Origin of the sequence: Palleronia aestuarii (assembly GCF_003253995.1) — a bacterium.
Lineage (GTDB): Bacteria > Pseudomonadota > Alphaproteobacteria > Rhodobacterales > Rhodobacteraceae > Palleronia > Palleronia aestuarii.
In genome coordinates, this window is record NZ_QKZL01000005.1 from 70,769 (window position 1) to 93,443 (window position 22,675).

The window sequence follows — 22,675 nt, forward strand, 5'->3', positions numbered from 1 at the left end:
GTGCCACGGTCGATCGTCCTGGACAGCGGTATGGTCATTCTGCGGCCTCCCTCTGGGATGCGGGCTGGAAATCCTCGGGGAAGTGACGCAGCGCGCTCATCACCGGATAGGGCGTGAAGCCGCCGAGGGCACAGAGCGAGCCGGCGGTCATCGTGTCGCAAAGATCGGTCAGAAGCTCTTTCGCGGCGGCGTCTCCGGCGCGGATGCGGTCGATCGTCTCGACGCCCCGGACGGCTCCGATGCGGCAGGGCGTGCACTTGCCGCAGCTTTCTATGGCGCAGAATTCCATCGCGAAGCGGGCCATCTCGCCCATGTCGACGCTGTCGTCGAAGACGACGATCCCGGCATGGCCGATGAGCCCGCTCTTCGACGAAAAATCCTCGTATCCGAAGGGCGTGTCGAACAGCGCGCGCGGGAAGTAGGCGCCGAGCGGTCCGCCCACCTGCACGGCCCGCACCGGCCGACCGGAGGCGGTGCCGCCGCCGATCTTGTCCACGATCTCGCCGAGCGTCATGCCGAAGGCGATCTCGAAGAGACCGCCGAACCGCACGTTGCCCGCGATCTGAAGCGGGATCGTGCCGAGCGACTTGCCGATCCCGTGGGCTGCGTAGGTCTTGCCGCCCTCGGCGAGGATGCAGGGCACGGTCGCGAGGCTGACGACGTTGTTGACCACGGTGGGCCGACCCATGAACCCTTCGAGCGCCGGAAGCGGCGGCTTGGCGCGGACCACCCCGCGCTTGCCTTCGAGGCTGTTGAGAAGCGACGTCTCCTCGCCGCAGACATAGGCCCCCGCGCCCACCCGGATCTCCATGTCGAAGGCCTCGCCAGAGCCGAGGATGTCAGGCCCGAGCACGCCGTTCTCGCGCGCGATGGCCACGGCCGCCTCCATCACCCGGATCGCGTCGGGATATTCACTTCGCAGGTAGACATAGCCCTGCGTGGCCCCGGTCGCGAGCCCGGCGATGGCCATCCCCTCGATGAGGGTGAAGGGATCGCCCTCCATGACGATGCGGTCGGCGAAGGTGCCGCTGTCGCCCTCGTCGGCATTTGCGACGATGTACTTCCACGGCGCCTCCGCCCTCGCAACCGTGGTCCACTTGATCCCCGTGGGAAATCCCGCGCCGCCCCGTCCGCGCAGGCCCGAAGCCGTGACCTCGTCGAGGATCGCCTGCCTGCCCGAGGCCAGGGCGTTCCGCAGCCCCTTCAGTCCCCCGTGCGCCTCGTATTCGGCGAAGTCGAGCGGATCGATGACACCGCACCGCGCGAAGGTCAGGCGAGTCTGCAGCCGCATCCAGTCGATCTCGTCCACCGGTCCGAGCGCCTTGGGATGACTTTCGGGATCGGCGAGGAGCGATGCGACCTCGTGCGGCTCGACGGGGCCGTAGGCGTGACGGATGCCGTCACGCTCCATCTCCACCAGGGGCTCGAGAAAGATCATCCCCCTCGTGCCGTTCCGCGTCAGCCGGATATCGGGTCCGATTTCGGCGGCGATGGCCTCGGCCACGGCATCGGCGCCGAGCGAGCGGGCGGCCATGTCGCCCGGCACGAAGATCCGGGTGACGCCATCGAGTCCCGCCATCAGCGCAACTCCGCCACGAGACCGGCGATCCGGTCGGCGTCGAGCCGTCCGGCCGGGCGGTCGTCTATCGTGGCGTTGGGACCGCTGGCGCAGAGGCCGAGGCAATAGACGGGCTCCAGCGTCACCCGGCCGTCCGCCGTGGTCTCGTTCCAATCGAGGCCCAGGGCCTCGCGCACCCCCTCCTCCACCGCGCGACCGCCGCGGGCCTGGCAGGCTTCCGACCGGCAGACCCTCACGACATGCCGCCCCCGGGGCTCGGTATGGAAGTCGTGATAGAAGCTGACAACGCCATGCACCTCGGCCCGACCGATGTTCAATGCCTCCGCGATGGGCTGCATGGAAGCCTCCGGAATGTGGCCGAACCGCGCCTGCACATCCTGCAGGATCGGCAGGAGCGGCCCTTCCCGGCCCGCGTGCATCGCGGCGATCTGAGCCACGGCCTCGGCGACCTCTGAGCCCGTCGGTGTCGTCATCTGACCTCCCTTACGCCACGCGGCCCGCCTCCTCGCGAACCAGTGCGTGCTTCCGCGCGTGCAGTAGCGATTTTCACTTGCCTACCTAATCTACCGTGGCCCTTCGATCACGTGAGAAGCGACTGTTCCGCGAACATTTCCGTCACGGTGTTCCACGCAAGCGGCATACCCTCGAAGGCCGGGTTGAGGGTGAAATTTACAGTTATTGGCGTCCCGAATTCACTGGTGGACTCCGTAACTTCCTCGAGTTGTTCGCGCGTCAATGGGCCGTGGTGCCTAGCTTGCGCAATCGACATTCCGGAGGCGCGCCGTCATCGTTTCATGCTGAATTGCACGGACAGGATCACTGCATCGCGCCGTTGCCATAATCCGCGACCCGCCAGATCGCGTAGGGCCGTCCCCGAAAATCGATCTCCTGGTGAAATGGCCAAGGGGGCATGTCGCGGTCTTTCCGACCGATGATCAGACCCTCCGGATGGTCCTCGATCCACTCCGACAGTACGGGCAACATCGAAACTTCGGTTATCGGTCGCGTGAGGCGTCCGGCAAAAGTGAACTCGGCCTGATATTCTTCGTCGTAGAGGGCAATGCCCTCCTCCTCCCGATCCGTCAGGATGTCCGCGATCCGATGGGCGTCGTATCTCGATCCGATCGCCGTCCCGCCTACGAGCACGTTCAGTCCGAGCACCAGCCCCAGCGTGGCGAACGCCGCGCCGATCGATCCGCCAAGGCGCGCCACGCCGAAAGCCACTCCGACGAGCGCTGTCGCGACTAGGACGACTGCCCATGATGGTTGAAGCATGGTGCCGATCCGCCCCATGGGGACCATTCCGACAAGCCCGGCGAAGAGGAGCAGGCCGACGGCACCGACAACGAGGGCCGGCAACATTGCAGACGGTCGGACCGCGCGGGACAGACGGCCCACGACAAGTGCGACGGCGGGAAGTTCCGGAACGAGATAGTGGAGTTGCTTCCCGCTGATGAGACTGAAACCGACGAATGCGGGCACGATCCATACGAGCGCGAGCCGGAGGCCGGGCTCCGACCAGCCGACGCTGCGGGCCTGATGCCAGAGCTTCGGCAGATAGGCCCAGGGGAAAAGGAGGATCGGCAGCAACGCGATGTAGAACCACCAGGGACGGGCATGGGCGAAGGATTCGGCCATGCGCCCCGCGCTTTGCCGCCAGAGGACGGCATCGAGCCAACCCGCGCCCGCCGCCAGCCCGGCCGGGACGACCCAGAGGGCGACGAGGGCTGCGCCCGTGGCAAGCGCGATCCCCGTACCTTCCAGTCCCGCGCGCCATCCGCGGGAATGCGCTGGCGCTGCCCACAGGGGCATGGCGAGCATCGCGGGCAGGACGTGGACGAGTATCACCGGCCCCTTCGTCAGCCCGCCCAATCCGAGTGCCAGTCCGGCCGCGACCCACCAGCGCCGTTGTCCGGTCCTCCCCGCGGTCAGGACGGCGAGCATGGTCAGCAACGTGCAGAGCGCGAGAAGCGCGTCGAACATCGTGAGCTGGCCCGAGATGACGAAGACCGCGCTGCCCGCAAGCGCCCATCCGGCCCGACCCGCCGCGCCGGGATCGTCGGGCCAGAGCCGCGCGGCAAGACGGCCCGTCACCAGGATCGCGGCCGTGGCGGCTAACGGGCCGGCCATGCGCGCAGCGATCTCCGACACCCCCGTCACCTGCCAGATCGCGTGTATAAGCCAGAAGAGGAGTGGTGGCTTGTGGGTGTAGAGGGCGAAGTTCTTCGTCGGGACCAGCAGATCACCTCGGAACCACATCTCCCAGGCGACGGAGAGATAGCGGGTCTCGTCGACCGGCAGGGCGGGACGCAGAAGGATGCCCGATACGGCGACGACGAGAAACGCCATCGCCGCGGGGAGCGCGCCCCATCGGGCGGTAGCGATCCCCCCGAACCCTTGTTGCATCGACAAATCCACACGCTCCCTTCCATCGGTCGCGGGCACGGATTGGGCATGAAGCTTGCGCTCGGCTGACGCCGAGGGCTCAGCTTGTCGGGGTGGCCGGGAAGCGGAGCGCCACCAGCACGCGGTCCTCCGCGACGGAGCGGTCCAGCACGAGGCCGAGCTGGGTCGCGATGGTCTCCACGATGGTCAGCCCGAGTCCAGTGCCTTGCGACGCATGGCCCTTGTCGAACCGCCCCGACCGGAGCGCCGCGCCCTCCGCCGCGCGGTTCTCCACGGCGAGATGCGCGGCCCCCACGCGCACACGGACATTGCCGGTGCCGTGTTCGAGCGCATTCGCAACAAGGTTGCGCAGCAGGATCGCCAGCAGGTCGGCATCGCTTCGGACGGTTCGCCGCGGGACATCGCCATCGTCCAAGGCGATGGAGGTCGGAAACTCGGCAAGGACGTGGCGCGCGAGGGCGACAAGGTCCACCGGCTCGGATCGCGCAACGTCGCCTGCCTCGGCACGCGCGAGTTGCAGCAGCCGGTCGACAATTCGCGTCAGACGCTCGAGCGCACGGTCCACCTGCGCAACGGTCCCGTGGCCGTCGCGCAGCGCCGTCGTCTCCGCCCGCGCCGTGGCGAGCGGGGTACGCAACTCGTGCGCGGCATTGGCCGCGAAGGCGCGCTCGGCCATGTGCAGCCGGGCGATCCGCGCGAGGTAATCGTTCATGGAAAGCGCGACAGGCCGGAGTTCGCCCGGCAGACCCTCGACGGAAAGCGGCGTGAGATCGACCGCGTCGCGCGTGGCAATGGACCTCGCGAGCCTGCGGGCAGGACCGAGTGCTGCGCGGACGGTCAGGATCACGGTCAGCGCGACGATTAGAACGAGAGGGACCATCAATACGAGAAAAGCCCCCGCGCTCTCCCAGAATTCCTCTCGCCGGAACGCGGAGGATTGGCCGATCTCCACGGCGAGGCCATCCCTTTCGGCGCGGTGGACATGCCAGGAAAGCGTCGAGTGTCGAGCCGCGGCGTCGGCGGGCCAGGGCGCCGGCGCGGACGCTTCGTCGACCCACAGAACATCGCCTTCGCCGAGGGGGATCTCTTCGGCCGGAACACCTGCCCCGAGCAGGTCGAGGGCGTAGCCGGCGCGGGCCTCGAGCCCCTGATCCAGCAACTCGTCGATCTCATGGGCGAGCGACCAGAGGCCGAGCGCCATGGCGAGCGACCAGCCGGTGACGACGATGGCGAGGATGCGCCGGACCAGTCGCCCCGCGAGTGTCCAGCTTCCGGTCATGAAAGCGCGTATCCGAGGCCCCGCCTCGTCTCGATCAACTCGCGGCCGATCTTCGATCTCAGACGGGAGATATAGACTTCGACCGCGTTGCCCGCGATGTCGTCGTCGAAGGCGAAGAGCCGTTCCTCCAACGCCGTGCGGCTGAGTATCCGGCCGCGGGCGGAGACGAGCGCATCGAGTACCGCCCATTCGCGCGATGTGAGACGGATCTCGACATCCCCGCGGCGCACCCGCGCCCGCGCCCTGTCGATCACCAGCGGCCCGATCGCGATTTCGGAAGCCGCGAGCCCATCGGCCCGCCGGGCCACGGCACGCAGCCGTGCCTCCACCTCGTCGGGGTCGTACGGCTTCACCACGTAGTCGTCGGCACCGGCGTCGAGCCCGGCGATGCGGTCGCTGATCTGGTCGTAGGCGGTTGCGATCACCACGGGCGTGCGGTCGCCCGACCGTCGGCGGGCACGCAGCAGATCCAGCCCGGATCCGTCGGGAAGGCCCAGGTCGAGCAGAACCGAGGCATAATCCGCGACGTCCCAGGCAGCCTCCGCCTCGTCGCGCGTCGTGACATGATCGACCGCATGGCCCGCGCGCCGGAGATGATCCGCAATCGCCGCGCCAAGATCGGCCGCATCCTCCACAAGAAGTATTCTCATGCCAGAGTTCTAGCGCAGCGCCGTCACCGGCCGCGAGAGAAATTGGTGCGGCGTAAGCGACGCGCAAGATTGGGGCGGGATACGGCCGTATCGCCATTGAGCTCGAGAGACCCCAGACCATGCGATCCGCCATCCTTGCCGTCCTTCTGACTGCCGCCGCCCTGCCCGCCCTGGCCGATGACATTTTCCATGTGGAAAAGGCGGATTGGCGTCCTGTCGAGGAACTTCAGACACAGCTTCAGGACCGCGGCTGGACCGTCTCCAACGTGAAGGAGGAGGACGGATGCTACGAGGTCTACGGACACGACGAGAGTGGAAAACGCGTCGAGATCTTCTTCGATCCCACCACTTTCGAGGAAATGGGCTCGGATGATTGAGCAGGCGGCCCAATCCACGGTCCGCGTCTGGGATCCGTTCGTACGGCTCTTCCACTGGGGCCAAGTCGCGCTGATCGGCGAGGCGTGGTTCACCGAGGACGGCCCGAAATGGCTGCACGAGGATGCGGGCTACGTGCTCGCCGCGCTGGTCGGTCTGCGGCTGGTCTGGGGATTCGTCGGCCCCCGGCGCGCCCGTTTCGCCAATTTCGTACGCGGGCCCGGGATGGTCCTGCGTCATGTCGCCGATCTCGCGCGGGGTCGGGAGCGGCGCTACCTCGGACACAATCCGGCTGGAGGCGCGATGATCGTCGCGCTCCTCGCAGCGATATCGGCCACGATCCTCACGGGCTGGCTGCAGACGACCGACATGTTCTGGGGCTCGAGCGCGATGGAGAGCATCCACGAGAGCGCGGCGATCTTCATCCTCGTTCTCGCCCTCTTCCACGTGGCCGGTGTCTTGCTCGGAAGCCTCCGCCACCGTGAGAACCTGGTCGGGGCGATGATCCACGGCTGCAAGCGCGTCGACGGAAGGAACGCATCGTGAGCCGCGCGGAAAACCTCGACCGGGTCGTCGTGACTGCCCTCGTCCCCGATCTGTCGATCGTGATCCCGGCCCGGAACGAGGCCGCGAATATCGGCCCGCTCATCGACGAGATTTCCGCGATCGACGGCTTGGGACTGATCGAGATCATTGTGGTCGACGATGGCGCGACCGACGGCACCGGGGATGTCGTCCGCGGCCGGATGTCCCTCGTGCCGGGACTGCGTCTCATCACCCACGAAGCCGTTCTGGGGCAATCCGCCGCGATCCGTACCGGCGTCGAAGCTGCCCGCGCGGCGATGGTCGCGACGCTCGACGGCGACGGGCAGAACCCTCCGGGAGACCTGCCACGCGTCGTCGGTCCGCTCACCGGCGGGAGCGTCGACCTCGTCGCCGGTCAGCGCACGGCGCGGCACGACACATGGAGCCGGCGACTGGCTTCACGTCTCGCCAACGGGCTTCGCGCCGCCTGTCTCGACGATGGCACGCGCGATACCGGTTGCGGGCTGAAGGCGTTCCGGCGCGACGCGTATCTGCGCCTTCCCTACTTCGATCACATGCATCGATTCCTGCCGGCATTGTTCGCCAGGGAGGGGCTCGTGATCGAGCATGTCGGGGTCGGCCATCGTCCGCGACGCGGTGGCCGCTCGCATTACTCCAATGCCGGACGCGCCATCGCGGGCGCCGCCGACCTCCTGGGCGTGATGTGGTTGATCCACCGCAGCAAGGGCAGTCGCCGCCCGCGCCGCGTCACCGAGATCTCCGTTTCGCACCACGAGGTTTGAGCATGGACGTCTCGTCGGTCGGCGCACAGGACTGGCCCGACCTCGCCTGGCTCGCCGTGGGCTTCCTCGGCCAGTTCCTGTTCGCCGGGCGATTCATCGTCCAGTGGATCGCATCTGAACGGGTGCAGCGTTCCGTACTGCCGACGCTGTTCTGGTATTTCTCGATCTCCGGCGGAATGGTCCTGCTCGTCTATGCCATTCACCGCCAGGATCCGGTCTTCATCGTCGGGCAATCCCTGGGTCTCGCCATCTACGCCCGGAACCTGTGGTTCGTGCACAAGAGCAAAGGCGATCGCTCCGCCGGGCTTTCCAGCGAGGGGTAGACTGACGATAATCCGTGGGGTCATTCCTCCGGCACGAACCGGACGTCGTGGAACACCTTACTACCCCATATACGCTTTCTGTATCGCGGGGTCGTCGACAAGCTCGGCCGCGGGCCAGGAACGCACGATGCGCCCGTGATCGAGGACATGAGCCTGATCGGAGGCGGCGAGGGCCTCGCCGACGTTCTGCTCGACGAGGATCACGGTGACATCTTTCGTGTCCCGCGGCGAGATTTCATCCGATCCTGAGAACGGTTGGGGCATCTCAGCAACCCTTCGGCGTTCAAACGCATCAGAGAGAGATCGCCCCGCCACGTTCCGCCGATTTCTGGGCCGCCAGCCCGATAGCGACCGCCTTTGCTCCGTCGGACATCGAAACCTCGACCTTGCCACGGCCGCGCACCACCTCGAGAAATTTCTGGTGCTGGTAGAACGTCGATCCATTGTGATCTCCGGCCTCTAGGAGATGCGGGTCGACCGGCACGTCGAGCACTTGCTCGCTTACCGGCGAGCGCGGGCTGACGACGATCCGCGGTACGGGTGCGGGGCCGCTGTTTACATTCCAGAACCGCGTCGGCCCGGGCACCAGCGCCTCGATCTTGCCCGAGGGGCCCATCGCGCTCAAATGCTCCTGATAACGAGACCCCTCGGCGAACATGCATAATTCGAGCATTGCCCGAGCACCGTTGTCGAAATCGACGATCGTGTAGGCGCTGTCCCAGACATCGGGGACGCGATCGTCGTAACGCTCGTCCAGAAAGTTTACCACCTGGCCGCCCGACGCCATGACCCGCACCGCCTCGGCCCCCGTGGCGACCCGCATCAGATCGAAGAAGTGGCAGCACTTCTCCACCAGGGTGCCGCCCGACGTGGCGTTGAACCGGTTCCAGCCGCCGACCTTGTCGAGAAACGGGAAACGGTGCTCACGCAGGGTCAACATCCGGATGCCACCGGTCTCGGCACCTGCGCGCTCGAGGAACAGGGCGATGGGCGGCATGTAGCGGTATTCCATCGCGACCCAGATCGGCGCCGGATAGGATCGCTCCAGCGCCGCCAGCCGCTCCGTATCCGCCTCGACCGTATAGAGCGGTTTCTCCACCAGAAGCGGAAGCGGACGCAGCCGTGCGATCTCTTCCAGCTGTGGGACATGGAGATGGTTGGGGCTGGCGATCAGGAGGCAATCCAGCTGACGTCTCGCGAGCATGTCCGGGATCGCGTCGACCACCGCCGCCTCGGGCGCGAGGTTCAGGGCACGGGCGCGCATATGCGCGTCCGGCTCCATGATCGCATCGATCCGTACGCCACCCAGAAGCCGAATGTTGCGGATATGCTCCTGGCCCATCATGCCGGCGCCGATGATGCCGTAATTGATCATGCCTCTCGCGATCCTTCCCTCTATCGCAGCCGCGCGACGTATCTCAGGCGCGCGCTGTCGAACCATGTGCGTGAATATTCCACCGTCTTGCCGGACGTTGATTGGCTCAGACGCTCGACGAAGCCCGCGGGCACGCCGGGCTCAAGGGTGACGGGTGGGGCGGCCCAGTCCGGTGCCGGGGCGACGCCCACACGATCCTCGATGGACCCGATCGAAAGGCCGAGCGCCTCGCGGTAGTAATAGTAGAGCGATTCCGAAAGCGCCCCGGGTTCGATCTGCGCCACGACATCCCCGTCCAGCCAGATCTCCTCGAGCGCCGCCGGCACGCCACCCACCCGGCGCAGCCGCCGGATGCAATGCGCATCCCTGGACTGCCCGAAATCGGGCATCCCCGGCGCCTTCGCCTGCCGCGCGACCGAGATCAGTTCGGCCGTCGGCAACCCCCCGCCCTCCAGTAGTTCGAGCCGGAAGAAGCGGTAGATCCCCAATTCACTGGGCGGTCGGCGAATATAATTGCCCGACCCCTGGACGCGTTCCAGCAGGCCCATCTCCTCCAGCCGCGTCAGCGCCTTTCTCAACGTGCCGACCGACGCATCGTGGGTAACAGCCAGTTCCCGCTCGGGCGGCAGCCGCGCGCCATCGGCCAACCGCCCCGCCGCGACGTCGCGGATCAGGGCTTCCGAGATCTGCAGGTATCGGGGGAGAGCTGTACCGGACACGGGCCTACGTAGCGCTACGAATTGATATACGATTGCTACACCTCCCTCGCAATGCTAGGCAAGGTCCAATCCGTCGCGGGAGATCCGATGCGCAAGGCCGCCTCATCCGCCAGCCTGACCCTGATGCTTCGGTACGCCGGCCCTGCGGCGCCTATCCGTTTTTTCGAGCCGAGCGGGACGAATGTAGCTTTGTCGGGTTCGAACGTGTTTTCTGACGGAAGGTCCGAACCGTCCTCACCATTCCGTCACGATGCAGGTCTCGGGATCGCCGCCAGTCTGCTGCCTCCACTCTCGATCCCGGTCGCACACGCAGCCTTCGACAGGTAGGACATGCCACGCCGCCATGCTCCGAACGTAACTGATGGGCATTCCGCAATTCACGGAGAGATACGCAAAGACTGGGGCAGTGCCGTCGGCAGTCACGCGGACCCGTCGCAGTTGGCCTTCGACACCGAGGCGTCGGCTTCCGTCGGATGGCCCTTCACCCGCTGGGCCAAGTAGATGCTAATGCCGAACGTCGAGACCCCTCGCCATACAGACCGGTACAACCTCGCGACCTTGCCGCGCGCGAGCACGATCCGCCCGGATATGGAGGTAAAGCCATGAATGCCACCCTCGCCGTCGACATCCGCTGCCAGTTGGGTGAATGCCCGGTATGGTCCGTGGCGGAACAGGCGCTTTGGTTCGTCGACATCACGGGCAAGCGACTACATCGCCATGACCCCGCCACCGGCGAGACACGCACGTACAGCGTGCCGGAGGAAATCGGTTGCTTCGCGCTCGCCCGAGGTGGCGGGTTCGTCGCGGGTCTGCGCTCCGGCGTCTGGCTTCTCGACGAGGAGGCCCGGGTGGACCGAATGCTGGCCCCGAACCCCGAACGGGCGGAGACCAACCGTTTTAATGACGGGCGCACCGATCCCGCGGGCCGGTTCCTCCTCGGCACGATCGACGAGCCAAAGGCGGGCGGCACGGCGGGTCTCTACCGCTATGACCGGCGCGGCCTCGAGGCACTCGATGGCGGGCTTATGACCTCGAACGGGCTCGCCTTCTCACCGGACGGGCGCATCCTCTACCACTCGGACACGCCGCGCTTCACGATCTTTGCGCAGGATTACGATCCCGCCACCGGTCGGACCGAGAACCGCCGTGTCTTTGCCCGGCTCGACGAGAATGCGCCCGACCGGGGCCGCCCCGATGGCGGCGCGGTGGATGTGGACGGCTGCTACTGGACCGCGCTCTTCGAAGGCGGACGGGTTCAGCGCTACGCGCCGGACGGACGACTTCTGTCCGAATACCCGGTGCCGGCTCGCTGCCCCACCATGATCGCCTTCGGGGGCGAGGATTTCCGCACCCTCTACATCACCTCCGCCCGCGCCGGGCGGAGCGACGACGAACTGGCTGCCCATCCGCTGGCGGGCGCCGTCTTCGCGCTTCGCACCGACGTGCCGGGCCTCCCCGAACCGCTCTTCGACCCGGAGGCCTGACGATGACGGCGCGCTATCCTTCGCTCGACGGACGATCCGTCCTCGTGACCGGCGGTGCCAGCGGCATCGGTGCGTCGATCGCGCGGGCCTTCGCGGGTCAAGGCGCCCGCCTCACCATCCTCGATATCGCGGCAGAGGAAGGCGCCGCCCTGGCCAACGAGACCGGTGCGCGGTTTATCGACTGCGACCTGACCGATATCGACGCGCTGCGCGCCGCCGTCGCGGAGGCGGAGGGCGGGGACGGCCTCGACGTGCTCGTCAACAATGCCGGCCGCGACGACCGGCAGCAAATGGAGAAGGTGGAGCCGGAGGATTGGCGCCGGATGCTGGCGCTGAATCTCGACCATCATTTCTTCGCCACGCAGGCCGCGGCCCCCGGCATGGCCAGGCGCGGCGGCGGGTCGGTGATCATGCTCGGCTCGATCTCGTGGATGCGGGGGCGGCCGGGCATGGTCGGCTACACCACCGCGAAAGCCGCGATCAACGGCCTGACCAAAACCATGGCGCGGGAACTGGGCGCGGACGGCATCCGGGTCAATTGCCTCGTGCCAGGGGCCATCCTGACCGAACGCCAGCAGACATTGTGGCTGTCGCCCGAGAAGGAACGGGAGTTCCTCGACCTCCAGGCACTGAAGCTTCGCCTGAAGCCCGACCACATCGCCCGGATGGCCTTGTTTCTCGGCTCCGACGAAAGCGCGGGGTGCACCGGGGCCAACTTCGTCTGCGACGCCGGCCTGACCCAGAACTGACGCCGCCGGTCCCACCGTAGGAGCAGCCCCCCGGCCGTCATTGACCGGGGGAGCCAGTTCACTCCATTTCGGCGGAAAGCTTGGCGTCGATCTGCTCCTCGGCCGTCGCGACGCTGTCGCGGAGGCTCTGGAGCACTTCCTCCCCGCCATCGACGTTCTGGGCGAACCAGTCGTAGACGGGATCGACCGCCGCGCGGAACGCCTCCATCTCGTCGGACGTGGGATTGTAGACCTCGCCGCCCGCATCCGCGAAGGCCGCATAGGCGTCGATCTGCTTGCGCTTCGGCGATGCGAAGGTCGCTTGCTGGAGGTTGTAGAACCCGTTCGCCACGACCCGCTTCAGATCCTCGGGCATGGACTGGAAGCGATCGTTGTTCATCACCCAGATCGCCGCCATGTATGCGTGCCCGTCCAGCGTCATATGGGTTAGCCCGGCATCGGTGAACTTCATCCCCATGATGTCGGTGATGCCGTTCTTGGTGCCGTCGACCACGCCGGTCTGCAGCGAGGTGAAAAGCTCAGGCCACGGGATCGGCGTGGGCGAGGCGCCCAGCGTCGACACGAGCTCCTGCGGCAGGTCGGCGACGACGGTGCGGATCTTCATGCCCTGCAGGTCCTCGGGCGTCGCGATCCGCTTCTGCGTGTTGGCGAAGTTGCGCCAGCCCCCGGTGTTGCCGATGGTCATGATCCGGATCATTCCCCCCGAATCCTCGAGCGCCTTGTCGCGCAGGAGCTTGGTGAAGCTGTCATCGGTCAGCACCGCCTCGGCCACGCGGTCGGACCGCATGAGATAGGGCAGGTCGAAAACCTGGATGTAGGGAAAGATCCCCGCCGCGCCCCCGCTCGTGGTGACGAAGATGTCGATGGAACCGTCCGCGACGCCCTGCAGGCACTCGGTCCCATTGGAGCAGAGCTGCGTGCCGATGAACAGCTCGACCTCGATCGCCCCGTTCGAGGCTTTCTCGACATAATCCTTGAAGACGACGAGGCCGTCGTAATCCTCGTCCGTCTCGTTCGAGTTGGCCGTGGCGCGAAGGGTGTAGTCCTGCGCCCCGGCCCATCCCGATCCGAGCGCCAACGCCAGCGCCGCGCCCGTCATCACATGTCTCAACATATCCGTCCTCCCTGTCGTTTCCTCGAAGCGGCTTCGAAGCTCAGTTCATCATGCCCGCCCATCGCGGGATCGTCAGCGAAAGCGCCGGCACGTAGGTGATCAGCAGGATCACCACCACCTCGATCGCGATGAAGGGCAGGATCGCCTTCGATATCGATTCCACCCTTTCGCCCGATACCGCCGAGGCCACGAAAAGCACCAGACCCATCGGCGGCGTCGCCAGTCCCACCGTCAGGTTCACGCTCATGATGATGGCGAAATGTATCGGGTCGACCCCCATCGAGACGAAGACCGGGCCGAGGATAGGGCCGAGGATGATGATCGCCGGTCCCGCATCCAGGAACATCCCCACGATGAACAGCAGGATGTTGATGAGAAGGAGCAGGATCAGCGGGTTCTCTGACAGCGACAGGATGAAGTCCGCCATCATCTCGGGTGCATGTGACAGGCTCACGACTGTCTTGAACGACACGGCCGCGCCAACGAGGAGCAGCACCGTGGCCGAGGCCACCGCCGAGCGCTTCAGCACCTCGCCCAGATCCGCCAGCGTCATCGTTCCCAGAACGCCGTAGGAGACGATCAGGGCATAAAGCACCGCGATCGCGGCAGCCTCCGTCGGGGTGAACACGCCGAGCAGGATGCCGCCCAGGATGATGATCGGCGTCTGCATCGGCGCGACGGCCTTCTTGCACACGATGCGGAAATCCCGACTGACCCGCTGCCGGTAGGCCACCAGCGCGAAATGCGCCGGCACCAGCATTCCGAGATAGACGGCAAACCCCCCCGTCATACCCGGCACGAGGCCCACGAGAAGGTAGAACACCCCGGCGACGTTCGCCCGCAGCAGGATCAGGCTAACCCAGTACTCGATCGTCCCGATGCTCGCGTTGCGCTCCACGATCCGCTCGGCGCGGGGCAGATCGTACCGGTCGGCCATGAGGCGCACCATGATCATCAGCCCGATGCCCACGAGCACCCCGGGCACGATGCCCGCCATGAACAGCGCCGCGACCGATTCACCCATGACATAGGCGTAGATGATCATGATCCCCGATGGCGGGATCACCGGCCCGATCACCGACGACGCGGCGGTGATGGCGGCGGCGAAGCGTCGGGTGTAGCCTTGTTTCTCCATCGCAGGGATCAAGGTCGAACCGAGCGCCGAGGTATCGGCCACGGCCGATCCGGAAAGCCCCGCGAAAAGGATCGAGGACAGGATGTTCACATGCGCCAACCCGCCGCGCAGATGTCCCATGAAGGCCTGCGCGAACTGCACCAGCCGCTCGGTGATGCCACCGCGGTTCATGATCTCGCCTGCGAGCAGGAAGAAAGGCAGCGCCATCAGCGGGAAGCTGTCCATGCCGTTGTAGAGGTTGCGATAGAGCAGCGAGAGATCCCGCTCCTGCCCGTTCAGCCACAAAAGCGCCCCCGGCGCGAAGAGCAGCGCAAAGAAGACCGGGAGGCCGACCATCAGCAGGAAAAGGAAGAGCGGCAGGAACCAGATCAGCATCATTCGGCCTCCGGCAGGTCGCTCGCATCGAGGGGCGTTAGCGATTGTTCCCCGCCGGCCAGCTTGACGATCTCGCGCAGGATGAGCTCCACCAGCACGAGCGTCATGAGCACCATGCCGATCCAGATCGACATGTACATCCAGGCGAGCTTCACCTTCACCGCCGAGCCCCCCACGAGGTCGAGGGGGAGGCGCAGGGACGACGATGCAAAGAGCCATCCGGAATTGACGTGCGCCCATCCCAGCGACAGACTCATCGACACCACCGTCAGGCCGAGGGCGAGGAACACGAGGTTCAGCGCACGCGCCCCCGCCGATGGCAGCGCCGCGGACAGCATCTCGATCGCGACGAAGCCGTGATGGCGCAGCCCCCAGGGGGCGGCGAGTCCGGTCATCCACAGCATCAGGAACCGCGCCGCCTCATCCGGCCATGGCAGCGCGTTGCCCAGCACGTAGCGGTACCAGACCTGCAGGATCACCACGGCCACCATCGCCGCCAGCGCCAGCAAGGCGAGCCATAGCCCGACCATTAGCAGGAACGTATTCAAGCCCTGCAACGGGATCAGAACGGCCTTCAGAATCCGCATCTCGTCGCTCCCCCCGGAGAGTGCCTGCGCCTCGCGAGACCTATCGCTGCGGATCGCGAGTTCCTCCACCCGCCGCCGCACCTAAGCATCTCTCCCCCGGCGCCTCGCGTTGACACGCCCTTTTCGTAGCGCTACGAATATCGCGGCGAAGGGGAGGATGCAAGATGCCGCAGACCGGCGCGCCGGGCAGGAAGGCCCTCGAGGACCTCAGGAGCCAGCGCTGGTTCGCCTCCGACGACATCCGCGGCTTCGCCCATCGCCAGAGGACCCAGCAGATGGGAATGCGGCGGGAAGAGTTCATGGGACGCCCGGTCATCGCGATCCTCAACACGTGGAGCGAGATCAGCCCCTGCCACGCCCATCTGCGCGACCGCGCCGAGGCAGTGAGGCGCGGGGTCTGGCAGGCCGGCGGCTACCCGATCGAGCTGCCGGCCCTTTCGGTGGGGGAGGTCATGGTCAAACCCACGACCATGCTCTACCGCAACTTCCTGGCGATGGAGACGGAAGAGCTGCTGCGCTCCCACCCGGTCGATGCCTGCGTGCTTCTGGGCGGATGCGACAAGTCCACGCCCGGATTGCTCATGGGCGCCTTCTCGATGAACCTGCCGACGATCTTCTGTCCCGCCGGTCCCATGCTGAACGGACGCTGGCGCGGACAGACGACGGGCGCGGGGACCCATACCAAGAGATACTGGGACAAGTTGCAGACCGGCGAGATCACGTCCGACGACTGGGTCGATCTCGAGAGCGCGATGACGAGGTCGAACGGCACCTGCAACACGATGGGCACGGCCTCCACCATGACCTCGATCGTCGACGCGATGGGGCTGACGAAGACCGGCGCCTCCTCGATCCCGGCGGCTGATTCGGGCCATCCGCGCCTTGCCTCCTGGTGCGGCGCCCGCGCGGTGGAGATGGCCTGGGAGGATCTCAAACCCTCCGACATACTCGATGCCGACAGCCTGTCGAACGGGCTCGCCGTCTACATGGCGCTCGGCGGCTCCACCAATGCCGCCGTGCACCTGCCGGCCATGGCCGGGCGGCTGGGGCTTTCGATCACCCTCGACGACATGGCCGACCGCGCGACCCGGATCCCCGTGCTGGCCAATCTCTTTCCCTCGGGCGACCGGCTGATGGAGGATTTCTACTTCGCGGGCGGCCTGCCCGCGCTGATGAAAAAACTCGGCGACCACATCTTGCCCCATGCCCGCACGGTGGAAGGCCGCAGCATCGGCGACGCGATCGCCGGGGCCGCGTGCTACGACGACGACGTGATCCGCGACATCGACAACCCCGTCGTACCGCTTTCGCGCGGACGCGCCCTGATTGTCTTGCGCGGCAACCTCGCGCCAGACGGGGCGGTGATGAAGACCTCCGCCGCCAATCCCGACAAGCTCTCCCATCGCGGTCCGGCGCTCGTCTTCGACGGGCCGGGCGACATGTTCGCGCGGATCAACGACCCCGACCTCGACGTGACGCCGGATACGGTCCTCGTCCTGCGCGGGGCGGGTCCGGTCGGCGGTCCGGGCATGCCCGAATGGGGCAACCTGCCGATCCCGCGCAAGCTCCTGAAGGCAGGGGTGCGCGACATGGTCCGGATCTGCGACGGCCGGATGAGCGGCACACATTACGGCACCTGCATCCTGCACGTCTCGCCCGAAGCGGCGGTGGGCGGGCCGCTCGCGCTCCTGCGCACCGGCGACGACGTCGTGCTCGACGCAGAGGCAGGTCGCATCGACATGGACGTGCCGGAGGAGGAGATCGCCGCCCGCCGTGCCGCCTGGACGCCAGCCCCCTCCCCTTACACCCGCAGCTTCACCGCCCTCTTCCAGCGCCACGTCGCCCAGGCGCATCTGGGTTGCGATTTCGATTTCCTGGGTGGCACCGATCCGGTTCCCGAGCCGCCGATCTACTGAAAGGACCGCCCATGGACATCACCAATCCGCTGAAGCACCGTATCCGCGCGCGGACCGACGTCCCGCTGGGCTCGTGGCTGATGTCGGGCGCGCCTTCGACGGCGGAGGCGATGGGGCATTGCGGCTTCGACTTCCTCGTCGTGGACATGGAGCACGTCCCCATCGACACGCCCCAGCTGGCCGAGATCCTGCGCGCGATCCAGACCACGCCGGCGCGCGCCGTCGTCCGATTGCCCTGGAACGACCGCGTCATGATCAAGCGCGCCCTGGATGCCGGGGCGATGACGATCATGATTCCCTTCGTCGAGACGGCGGAGGAGGCCGAGGCTGCGGTCGCGGCGGCGAAGTACCCGCCCCGGGGCGTGCGTGGCGTGGCCGCCGTTCACCGCGGATCGGCCTATGGCGCGGCCAGCGACTATCTCGCCCGCGCCAACGACGAGACCTGCGTCATCGTCCAGCTGGAGACGCCGGGCGCGCTCCACAGGATGGATGCGATCGCCGCGACCCCCGGCCTCGACGCGATCTTCGTCGGGCCCGGCGACATGGCCGCCTCCATGGGTCATATCGGCCAGATCGGCGCCGAAGAGGTGCAGGAAACGCTGGCCCGCGCCGCCGCCAAGGCGCGCGCGCTCGAGGTACCCGTCGGCATCGTCGGACCGACGCCGGACATGGTCCGTGCCTTCATCGACATGGGCTATTCCTTCGCCGCCATCGCCTCCGACATCGCGCTGATGACCGGCCGGGCCCATTCCTGCCTGTCGGAGCTTCGCGGAGAGGTCGCGCAGCCCCCCGCCCCGACGGCGGCCTATTGAGGGACGCGCGGGGTTTGCGCGCGGCCCCGCGGTCCGGCTAAGGGAGGGTCCGGGCGGCGCCTGCCGGCCCGCGACAAGAGGCGCTCGCCGATGACCGAACCCGACCGCTCCGATCACCCCGAACGCCGCCGTCGCAAGATGCAGAGCGTGACCATGAGCGACGTGGCGCGCGCGGCTCAAGTATCTCCCTCAACCGTTTCGCTTTACCTGCGGAAGCCCGAAGCCGTCTCCGAACGGGTGGGCGCCCGCGTCGCGGACGCGATCGAGACGCTCGGCTATGTGCCGAACTTCGTTGCCGGTGGGCTTGCCGCCGCTACCAGCCGGGTCGTCTCCGTCACCGTGCCGTCGCTTCGCAACGCCTTCTTCTCCGAAACGGTGACCGAGCTCGAACGCCTCCTGTCGGGCCGCAGCCTCCATACCCTTGTCGGCCATACCGAATACTCTCTCGAGCAGGAGGAAAGGCTGGTACGCGCGGCCCTGTCATGGTCGCCCGCGGCGGTCGTGCTGACCGGGCATACGCATACCGATACCACCCGCGACCTGCTGGCTCGTTCCGGGGCGAGCGTCGTGGAGATGTGGGATTTCGGCCCCGACCCGATCGGGCGAAGCGTGGGCTTCTCCCATCACGCCGTCGGACGGTGCATCGCGGATCATTTCGCATCCCAGGGGTATGGAAGCGGCGCGTTCGCCGGGGCGCGTTTGACGGAGGACGCCCGGGCCGCGCAGCGTGCGCAGGGCTTTCTCGACGGCATGCGCGACCGCGGTCTTTCCGCCCGGCTGGTGGAAGTGGCAGGCCCCGCCTCGACCGGCGCCGGCGCGGACCTGCTGTCGCGGGTCATGGAGGATCCGGTGCGCGCGGTGGCCTGCTCAAACGACACCGTCGCGCTCGGCGTGATGTTCGAAGCAGCGCGGCGCGGGCTGAGGGTGCCGCAGGACCTGGCCGTCGCGGGGTTCGGCGATCTCGAATTCGCCGCCCAGACGATCCCGCCGCTGACCACCGTACGCCCGCCCGCCAAACGGATCGCCGCCGCCGTGGCCGAGGCGGTACTCCTCGGTCCCGACGGCGACGCCCCGCGCCGGGTCGACGTGAAGTTCGCCTTCTGCCGCCGCGGCAGCGCCTGACCTCAGCCCAGGAGCGTCGCGCCCGTCAGTACGAAGGCCGCGATGAACAATGTCTCGCCGATGATGAGGGCGATGGCTTGCGGCGGGATCTCGACGATCCGCTTCAGTTCGGTTCGCACCCCCACTGCCGCGATGGCGGCCAGCATCGCCCATCGCGACACCGCCCAGGCGGCTTCCTGGACCGGCCCCGGCAGCAGCCCCAGCGAGTTGACCAGGGCGAGTGCGAGAAACACCAGAACGAATCCCGGTACCAGCGGCGGCGCCTTGCCCCCGCTTTTCGTCTCCTCCAGCCCCTGCCGGCGCAACGCCAGTGTCAGGCACAGTACGAACGGAGCAAGCAGCGACACCCGGATCAGCTTCACCGTGGTCGACGTCTCTCCGACCGGTTCGGAGACGGAGAAGCCCGCTCCCACGACCTGCGCCACGTCGTGAATCGTCCCGCCGAGGAAGATGCCCATCGAGCGCTCGTCGAGCCCCAGAAGCGTGGCCAGGATCGGGTAGATCACCATCGCAAGCGTCGACAGCAGCGTTACCCCGAACACCGTGAAGCTCAGGTTCCGCTCCGAAAACTCGTTGCGGGGCAGGACGGCGGCGATCGCCATCGCTGCCGACGCGCCGCAGATCGCCACCGATCCGCTGGTCAGGACCGCCAGACGCCAGCCACGCCCGAGTACGCGCGCGCCCAGAAACCCGAACCCCACTGTCGCAAGCAATGCCGCCACGACCAGCGCCAGGACCCCCCAGCCCAGATCGGCGAACACCGCGAAGCTGATCCGCGCACCCAGAAGCGCCACGCCCACCCGAAGGATCACCTTGGCAGAGAACTCGATTCCCGGCCGCGACCGCGTGCCGTCCTCCACGAGAAAATGCAGCGCCAGCCCGAGGAGCAGCGCCATCAGCATCGCCGGCGCACCGTAATGGTCCGACAGGAACTGGGCGGCCAGTGCGATCAGGCCACAGACGAGGAGGCCGGGCCAGAGGGTACTGGCCATCGAGGCGGCGGGGCGGATCGTGTCGGTGGGGCTCAAGTCGGATGGTCCTCCGGAACGGGGGGCTTTGGTTCGGCGGCACGCGCGATAACCGCTGGATTGCCGGTGTATCGAGCGGGGTCGCGGCGGAAACGCCTGGGTCGCAGATGGTCGAGCAAGCGCCGCCTCCGGCCTGATGATGCTCCACCGCCATCAAGGCAAGCGCCTTTCCCGTGTTGCCGACACGCGGCCGGCTCTCGAAAGCACGACCATGTCGCCAGGCGTAAGGTCTTGAGCCAGCAGTTTCCGAGGGGTTTCCCAGACATCGATTTCTTGGTTACTCGGAGCGACCTTTCACGGCGGGGCACGGCCAGGGGATCGAGAACCGGAACGACGCTCGCATCAGAGGTACAGGTCTGTCCGGTCGGGATCAGCCATTTCCTTCCTCCAACGCCTTGCGCACGTTCTCCACCGTCATCCGCGACACCCGGATATTCCCCTCTCCGGTGACGCCGGCGACATGCGGGGTCAGGATGACGTTTCTAAGGCCTTCGAAGACCGCTCCCGCCGCCGCATCCAAGGGTTCAGTCTCGAACACGTCGAGCGCGGCGCCGCCCAGCCGACCGTCACGCAGCGCCTCGGCCAGCGCCATCTCGTCCACGATACCGCCGCGCGCGGTATTGATGACGACCGCGCCCTTCGGCAGTCGTGCGATCGCGTCCCGATCCACGAGTCTTCGCGTCTCGGGCGTCAGCGGCACGTGCAGTGACAGAACGTCGGCCGTCTCGAAGAGAGCTTCGGCGTCCTCGCAGCGCTGCACGCCGCTCCAGCAAGGATCATCGGCGGGCAAATGCGGATCGAAGGCGGCGATCTCCATCCCGAGCGCGCGCGCGCGCTCCGCCACCATGCGCGCGATGCCGCCATAGCCCAGAAGCCCCATGTTCCGACCCGATACCTCACCGCCGACCAGATGCGTGCGCGGCCACTCGCCTGCCCGTACGGCTTCGGTGGAGAGATAGGCCCCCCGCACGAGGACGAGCGACGTCGCGATCACGTACTCGGCCACCGACAGTGCGTTGGCACCGGTGGCGGGGAACACCGCCACACCGCGTGCCGCGCAGGCCTCCATGTCGATATTGTCGAGCCCGACGCCCAGACGGCCCACGGCCCGGAGCTCGGGCGCCGCGTTGAGGAGGGAAGCGTCGACACGGGTGCGGTTGCGCACGATGATCGCGTCGGCCCCTGCCACGGTCGCCAGGCAGCGATCCCGATCCTCGACGAGGCTCGGGTCGTAAACCACCTCCCACGCAGGATCGAAGCCGCGAAGGGCCGCCTCGTCCATGAACTCGCTGACGACGATCCGCATCAGGCCGACCGGCCGAGCGTGCTCAACGCGAACTCGCGTTGCCACCTGCTCTCTGCTGCGGTGATGCAATCGTTCGCGATGCGGCAAAGGCATACGGTCCGCGCGTCGCCGGCTTCGTTCGTCGTCTGCGTGCGTATCATCATGTTGGAAACATCACTTCTCCATGGCTCCGCACTTGGTGCGGCGCAATCGATCAGGGGTAAAGCGCGTGGCACGTCCGTGGCATCGAGACTGCCAGCATCTTTCGATAGAAATCACGATCCGGGACGGCTTCATCTGGCTGCCTGGTCCCCGCTGGCATGCGCCACGATCACTTCGACCAGCAGGTCGAGCGTGTCGAGAAGGCGCGCCCCCGCGGCCCCCGGCGCGTCGAGGAGGGAGAATTCGGTGCAGGCGACGAGCTGTAGCGGGGCGCCGGCGGTTGCCAGCTCCGCCGAGGCGCCGCGGACCGCAGCGATGGCAGTCGGCGTCGGGCCGGCGGACTTGATCTCCCGGATCGCGGCCAGAAGCGCATCCTCGTCGGACGGGTAGACAGCGGAGAGACCGGCGGCGGCCAGCGCGGGCTCGAAAAGGGCGGTTCGCCGCACGGCCGGGGAAGCCAGGATGCCGATGCGGCCCGATGGAGGCGCGGCCTCGGCCGCGCGGCGCACCGAGAGGGCAACCATGTCGAGAAACGGGACGCTCGACGCCGACCGGATCGCCGGGGCGAAATGATGCGCCGTGTTGCAGGGCATCGCCAGCGCCGTCGCGCCCGCGGCCTCGAGCCGCCGGGCCATGTCGGCCAGCACCGGACCGGGATCCTCTCCTCTCCCCTCGATCAGCCGCGCGATCCGCGAAGGCACCTGCGGGTTCTGGTCGACGAGGAGCGGGACGTGATCGGCATCGTCGCGGGCGGGGACGGCATCGATCACGCGCCGCATCAGAAGCACCGTCGCCTCCGGCCCCATGCCACCGAGGATGCCCACGCACCTCATGGAGCCCCCGCGAGGTCGAGCCGCGCCTCGGCGGAGGCA

The 22,675-nt window shown here is 67.2% G+C and carries 23 protein-coding genes; 9 read left to right on the plus strand and 14 right to left on the minus strand.

What is annotated here, in order from left to right:
- Positions 1-34: 34 nt before the first annotated feature.
- From LX81_RS07930 to LX81_RS07955, 5 genes are all read right to left on the minus strand, one after another.
- Positions 35-1,579, minus strand: a complete 1,545-nt coding sequence (locus LX81_RS07930; protein WP_111536773.1) for an NADH-ubiquinone oxidoreductase-F iron-sulfur binding region domain-containing protein — start codon at positions 1,577-1,579, stop codon at positions 35-37.
- Positions 1,579-2,052 (minus strand): formate dehydrogenase subunit gamma, encoded by a 474-nt coding sequence (locus tag LX81_RS07935; RefSeq protein WP_111536774.1) that lies wholly within the window; start codon positions 2,050-2,052, stop codon positions 1,579-1,581. The genes LX81_RS07930 and LX81_RS07935 overlap by 1 nt, the downstream gene beginning before the upstream one ends.
- Positions 2,053-2,395: 343 nt before the next feature.
- Positions 2,396-3,985 carry an ArnT family glycosyltransferase gene (locus LX81_RS07945; protein WP_146259405.1) on the minus strand — a complete coding sequence of 530 codons (1,590 nt, stop codon included), beginning with the start codon at positions 3,983-3,985 and terminating at the stop codon, positions 2,396-2,398.
- 79 nt (positions 3,986-4,064) lie between these two features.
- Complete coding sequence (locus LX81_RS07950; RefSeq protein WP_111536777.1) at positions 4,065-5,264, minus strand: sensor histidine kinase; 1,200 nt, start codon at positions 5,262-5,264, stop codon at positions 4,065-4,067.
- Entirely contained in the window at positions 5,261-5,914 is a 654-nt protein-coding gene (locus LX81_RS07955) for a response regulator transcription factor (protein WP_111536778.1), read from the minus strand. Before LX81_RS07955 ends, LX81_RS07950 begins: the two co-directional genes overlap by 4 nt.
- 119 nt (positions 5,915-6,033) lie before the next feature.
- On the opposite strand from LX81_RS07955, the gene LX81_RS07960 reads away from it, so the two are divergent.
- The 4 genes from LX81_RS07960 to LX81_RS07975 are packed head-to-tail and all read left to right on the plus strand — an operon-like array spanning position 6,034 to position 7,940.
- A complete protein-coding gene (locus LX81_RS07960) occupies positions 6,034-6,291 on the plus strand; it encodes a PepSY domain-containing protein (protein ID WP_111536779.1) in 258 nt (85 codons plus the stop codon).
- Entirely contained in the window at positions 6,284-6,835 is a 552-nt protein-coding gene (locus LX81_RS07965; RefSeq protein WP_111536780.1) for a cytochrome b/b6 domain-containing protein, read from the plus strand. Before LX81_RS07960 ends, LX81_RS07965 begins: the two co-directional genes overlap by 8 nt.
- The gene (locus tag LX81_RS07970; RefSeq protein WP_234822532.1) at positions 6,832-7,617 is read left to right on the plus strand and encodes a glycosyltransferase family 2 protein; all 786 of its coding nucleotides are present in this window, start codon (positions 6,832-6,834) and stop codon (positions 7,615-7,617) included. The genes LX81_RS07965 and LX81_RS07970 overlap by 4 nt, the downstream gene beginning before the upstream one ends.
- Positions 7,618-7,619: 2 nt before the next feature.
- On the plus strand, positions 7,620-7,940 hold the full coding sequence (locus LX81_RS07975) for a lipid-A-disaccharide synthase N-terminal domain-containing protein (RefSeq protein ID WP_111536781.1): 321 nt from the start codon (positions 7,620-7,622) through the stop codon (positions 7,938-7,940).
- 60 nt (positions 7,941-8,000) lie between these two features.
- Here the strand turns inward: LX81_RS07975 and LX81_RS07980 are convergent, their stop codons facing one another.
- From LX81_RS07980 to LX81_RS07990, 3 genes are read right to left on the minus strand one after another with little or no spacing between them, the layout of a single operon-like run.
- On the minus strand, positions 8,001-8,204 hold the full coding sequence (locus LX81_RS07980; RefSeq protein WP_111536782.1) for a hypothetical protein: 204 nt from the start codon (positions 8,202-8,204) through the stop codon (positions 8,001-8,003).
- A gap of 28 nt (positions 8,205-8,232) precedes the next feature.
- Positions 8,233-9,315, minus strand: coding sequence for a Gfo/Idh/MocA family protein (locus LX81_RS07985; protein WP_111536783.1), 1,083 nt, complete (start codon positions 9,313-9,315; stop codon positions 8,233-8,235).
- 20 nt (positions 9,316-9,335) lie between these two features.
- Positions 9,336-10,034: a GntR family transcriptional regulator gene (locus LX81_RS07990; protein WP_111536784.1), complete on the minus strand. Its 699-nt coding sequence runs from the start codon at positions 10,032-10,034 to the stop codon at positions 9,336-9,338.
- Positions 10,035-10,636: 602 nt separating this feature from the next.
- Here LX81_RS07990 and LX81_RS07995 point away from each other — a divergent pair.
- Complete coding sequence (locus LX81_RS07995; RefSeq protein ID WP_111536785.1) at positions 10,637-11,518, plus strand: SMP-30/gluconolactonase/LRE family protein; 882 nt, start codon at positions 10,637-10,639, stop codon at positions 11,516-11,518.
- A 2-nt stretch (positions 11,519-11,520) separates the two neighbouring features.
- On the plus strand, positions 11,521-12,267 hold the full coding sequence (locus LX81_RS08000) for an SDR family NAD(P)-dependent oxidoreductase (protein ID WP_111536786.1): 747 nt from the start codon (positions 11,521-11,523) through the stop codon (positions 12,265-12,267).
- 58 nt (positions 12,268-12,325) lie between these two features.
- On the opposite strand, the gene LX81_RS08005 is transcribed toward LX81_RS08000, so the two are convergent.
- Genes LX81_RS08005 through LX81_RS08015 form a run of 3 tightly spaced genes read right to left on the minus strand, consistent with a single transcriptional unit; the run spans position 12,326 to position 15,478 of the window.
- The gene (locus LX81_RS08005; protein WP_111536787.1) at positions 12,326-13,381 is read right to left on the minus strand and encodes a TRAP transporter substrate-binding protein; all 1,056 of its coding nucleotides are present in this window, start codon (positions 13,379-13,381) and stop codon (positions 12,326-12,328) included.
- Between the two features lie 40 nt (positions 13,382-13,421).
- Positions 13,422-14,891 (minus strand): TRAP transporter large permease, encoded by a 1,470-nt coding sequence (locus LX81_RS08010; RefSeq protein ID WP_111536983.1) that lies wholly within the window; start codon positions 14,889-14,891, stop codon positions 13,422-13,424.
- Positions 14,891-15,478 (minus strand): TRAP transporter small permease, encoded by a 588-nt coding sequence (locus LX81_RS08015; protein ID WP_111536984.1) that lies wholly within the window; start codon positions 15,476-15,478, stop codon positions 14,891-14,893. Before LX81_RS08015 ends, LX81_RS08010 begins: the two co-directional genes overlap by 1 nt.
- 164 nt (positions 15,479-15,642) lie before the next feature.
- Between LX81_RS08015 and LX81_RS08020 the strand changes: the two genes are divergently transcribed.
- From LX81_RS08020 to LX81_RS08030, 3 genes are all read left to right on the plus strand, one after another.
- Positions 15,643-17,394 (plus strand): IlvD/Edd family dehydratase, encoded by a 1,752-nt coding sequence (locus LX81_RS08020; RefSeq protein WP_111536788.1) that lies wholly within the window; start codon positions 15,643-15,645, stop codon positions 17,392-17,394.
- 11 nt (positions 17,395-17,405) lie between these two features.
- Positions 17,406-18,206 (plus strand): HpcH/HpaI aldolase family protein, encoded by an 801-nt coding sequence (locus LX81_RS08025; protein WP_111536789.1) that lies wholly within the window; start codon positions 17,406-17,408, stop codon positions 18,204-18,206.
- A 90-nt stretch (positions 18,207-18,296) separates the two neighbouring features.
- Positions 18,297-19,328, plus strand: a complete 1,032-nt coding sequence (locus LX81_RS08030; protein ID WP_111536790.1) for a LacI family DNA-binding transcriptional regulator — start codon at positions 18,297-18,299, stop codon at positions 19,326-19,328.
- A 2-nt stretch (positions 19,329-19,330) separates the two neighbouring features.
- Here the strand turns inward: LX81_RS08030 and LX81_RS08035 are convergent, their stop codons facing one another.
- From LX81_RS08035 to cuyB, 3 genes are all read right to left on the minus strand, one after another.
- On the minus strand, positions 19,331-20,320 hold the full coding sequence (locus LX81_RS08035; protein ID WP_111536985.1) for a YeiH family protein: 990 nt from the start codon (positions 20,318-20,320) through the stop codon (positions 19,331-19,333).
- A 406-nt stretch (positions 20,321-20,726) separates the two neighbouring features.
- Positions 20,727-21,662, minus strand: coding sequence for a hydroxyacid dehydrogenase (locus LX81_RS08040; RefSeq protein ID WP_111536791.1), 936 nt, complete (start codon positions 21,660-21,662; stop codon positions 20,727-20,729).
- Between the two features lie 272 nt (positions 21,663-21,934).
- Complete coding sequence (cuyB, locus tag LX81_RS08045; RefSeq protein ID WP_111536792.1) at positions 21,935-22,636, minus strand: cysteate racemase; 702 nt, start codon at positions 22,634-22,636, stop codon at positions 21,935-21,937.
- Between the last annotated feature and the right edge of the window lie 39 nt (positions 22,637-22,675).

Coding starts and splice junctions, on each gene's coding strand:
- LX81_RS08040 (WP_111536791.1), bottom strand. CDS start 21,662: ATGCGGATCGTCGTCAGCGAGTTCATGGACGAGGCGGCCCTTCGCGGC.
- LX81_RS07950 (WP_111536777.1), bottom strand. CDS start 5,264: ATGACCGGAAGCTGGACACTCGCGGGGCGACTGGTCCGGCGCATCCTC.
- LX81_RS07975 (WP_111536781.1), top strand. CDS start 7,620: ATGGACGTCTCGTCGGTCGGCGCACAGGACTGGCCCGACCTCGCCTGG.
- LX81_RS07930 (WP_111536773.1), bottom strand. CDS start 1,579: ATGGCGGGACTCGATGGCGTCACCCGGATCTTCGTGCCGGGCGACATG.
- LX81_RS07995 (WP_111536785.1), top strand. CDS start 10,637: ATGAATGCCACCCTCGCCGTCGACATCCGCTGCCAGTTGGGTGAATGC.
- LX81_RS07935 (WP_111536774.1), bottom strand. CDS start 2,052: ATGACGACACCGACGGGCTCAGAGGTCGCCGAGGCCGTGGCTCAGATC.
- LX81_RS07985 (WP_111536783.1), bottom strand. CDS start 9,315: ATGATCAATTACGGCATCATCGGCGCCGGCATGATGGGCCAGGAGCAT.
- LX81_RS08025 (WP_111536789.1), top strand. CDS start 17,406: ATGGACATCACCAATCCGCTGAAGCACCGTATCCGCGCGCGGACCGAC.
- LX81_RS07960 (WP_111536779.1), top strand. CDS start 6,034: ATGCGATCCGCCATCCTTGCCGTCCTTCTGACTGCCGCCGCCCTGCCC.
- LX81_RS07965 (WP_111536780.1), top strand. CDS start 6,284: ATGATTGAGCAGGCGGCCCAATCCACGGTCCGCGTCTGGGATCCGTTC.
- LX81_RS08015 (WP_111536984.1), bottom strand. CDS start 15,478: ATGCGGATTCTGAAGGCCGTTCTGATCCCGTTGCAGGGCTTGAATACG.
- LX81_RS07955 (WP_111536778.1), bottom strand. CDS start 5,914: ATGAGAATACTTCTTGTGGAGGATGCGGCCGATCTTGGCGCGGCGATT.
- LX81_RS07980 (WP_111536782.1), bottom strand. CDS start 8,204: ATGCCCCAACCGTTCTCAGGATCGGATGAAATCTCGCCGCGGGACACG.
- LX81_RS08020 (WP_111536788.1), top strand. CDS start 15,643: ATGCCGCAGACCGGCGCGCCGGGCAGGAAGGCCCTCGAGGACCTCAGG.
- LX81_RS08010 (WP_111536983.1), bottom strand. CDS start 14,891: ATGCTGATCTGGTTCCTGCCGCTCTTCCTTTTCCTGCTGATGGTCGGC.
- LX81_RS08035 (WP_111536985.1), bottom strand. CDS start 20,320: ATGGCCAGTACCCTCTGGCCCGGCCTCCTCGTCTGTGGCCTGATCGCA.
- LX81_RS07945 (WP_146259405.1), bottom strand. CDS start 3,985: ATGCAACAAGGGTTCGGGGGGATCGCTACCGCCCGATGGGGCGCGCTC.
- LX81_RS08030 (WP_111536790.1), top strand. CDS start 18,297: ATGACCGAACCCGACCGCTCCGATCACCCCGAACGCCGCCGTCGCAAG.
- LX81_RS08000 (WP_111536786.1), top strand. CDS start 11,521: ATGACGGCGCGCTATCCTTCGCTCGACGGACGATCCGTCCTCGTGACC.
- LX81_RS08005 (WP_111536787.1), bottom strand. CDS start 13,381: ATGTTGAGACATGTGATGACGGGCGCGGCGCTGGCGTTGGCGCTCGGA.
- cuyB (WP_111536792.1), bottom strand. CDS start 22,636: ATGAGGTGCGTGGGCATCCTCGGTGGCATGGGGCCGGAGGCGACGGTG.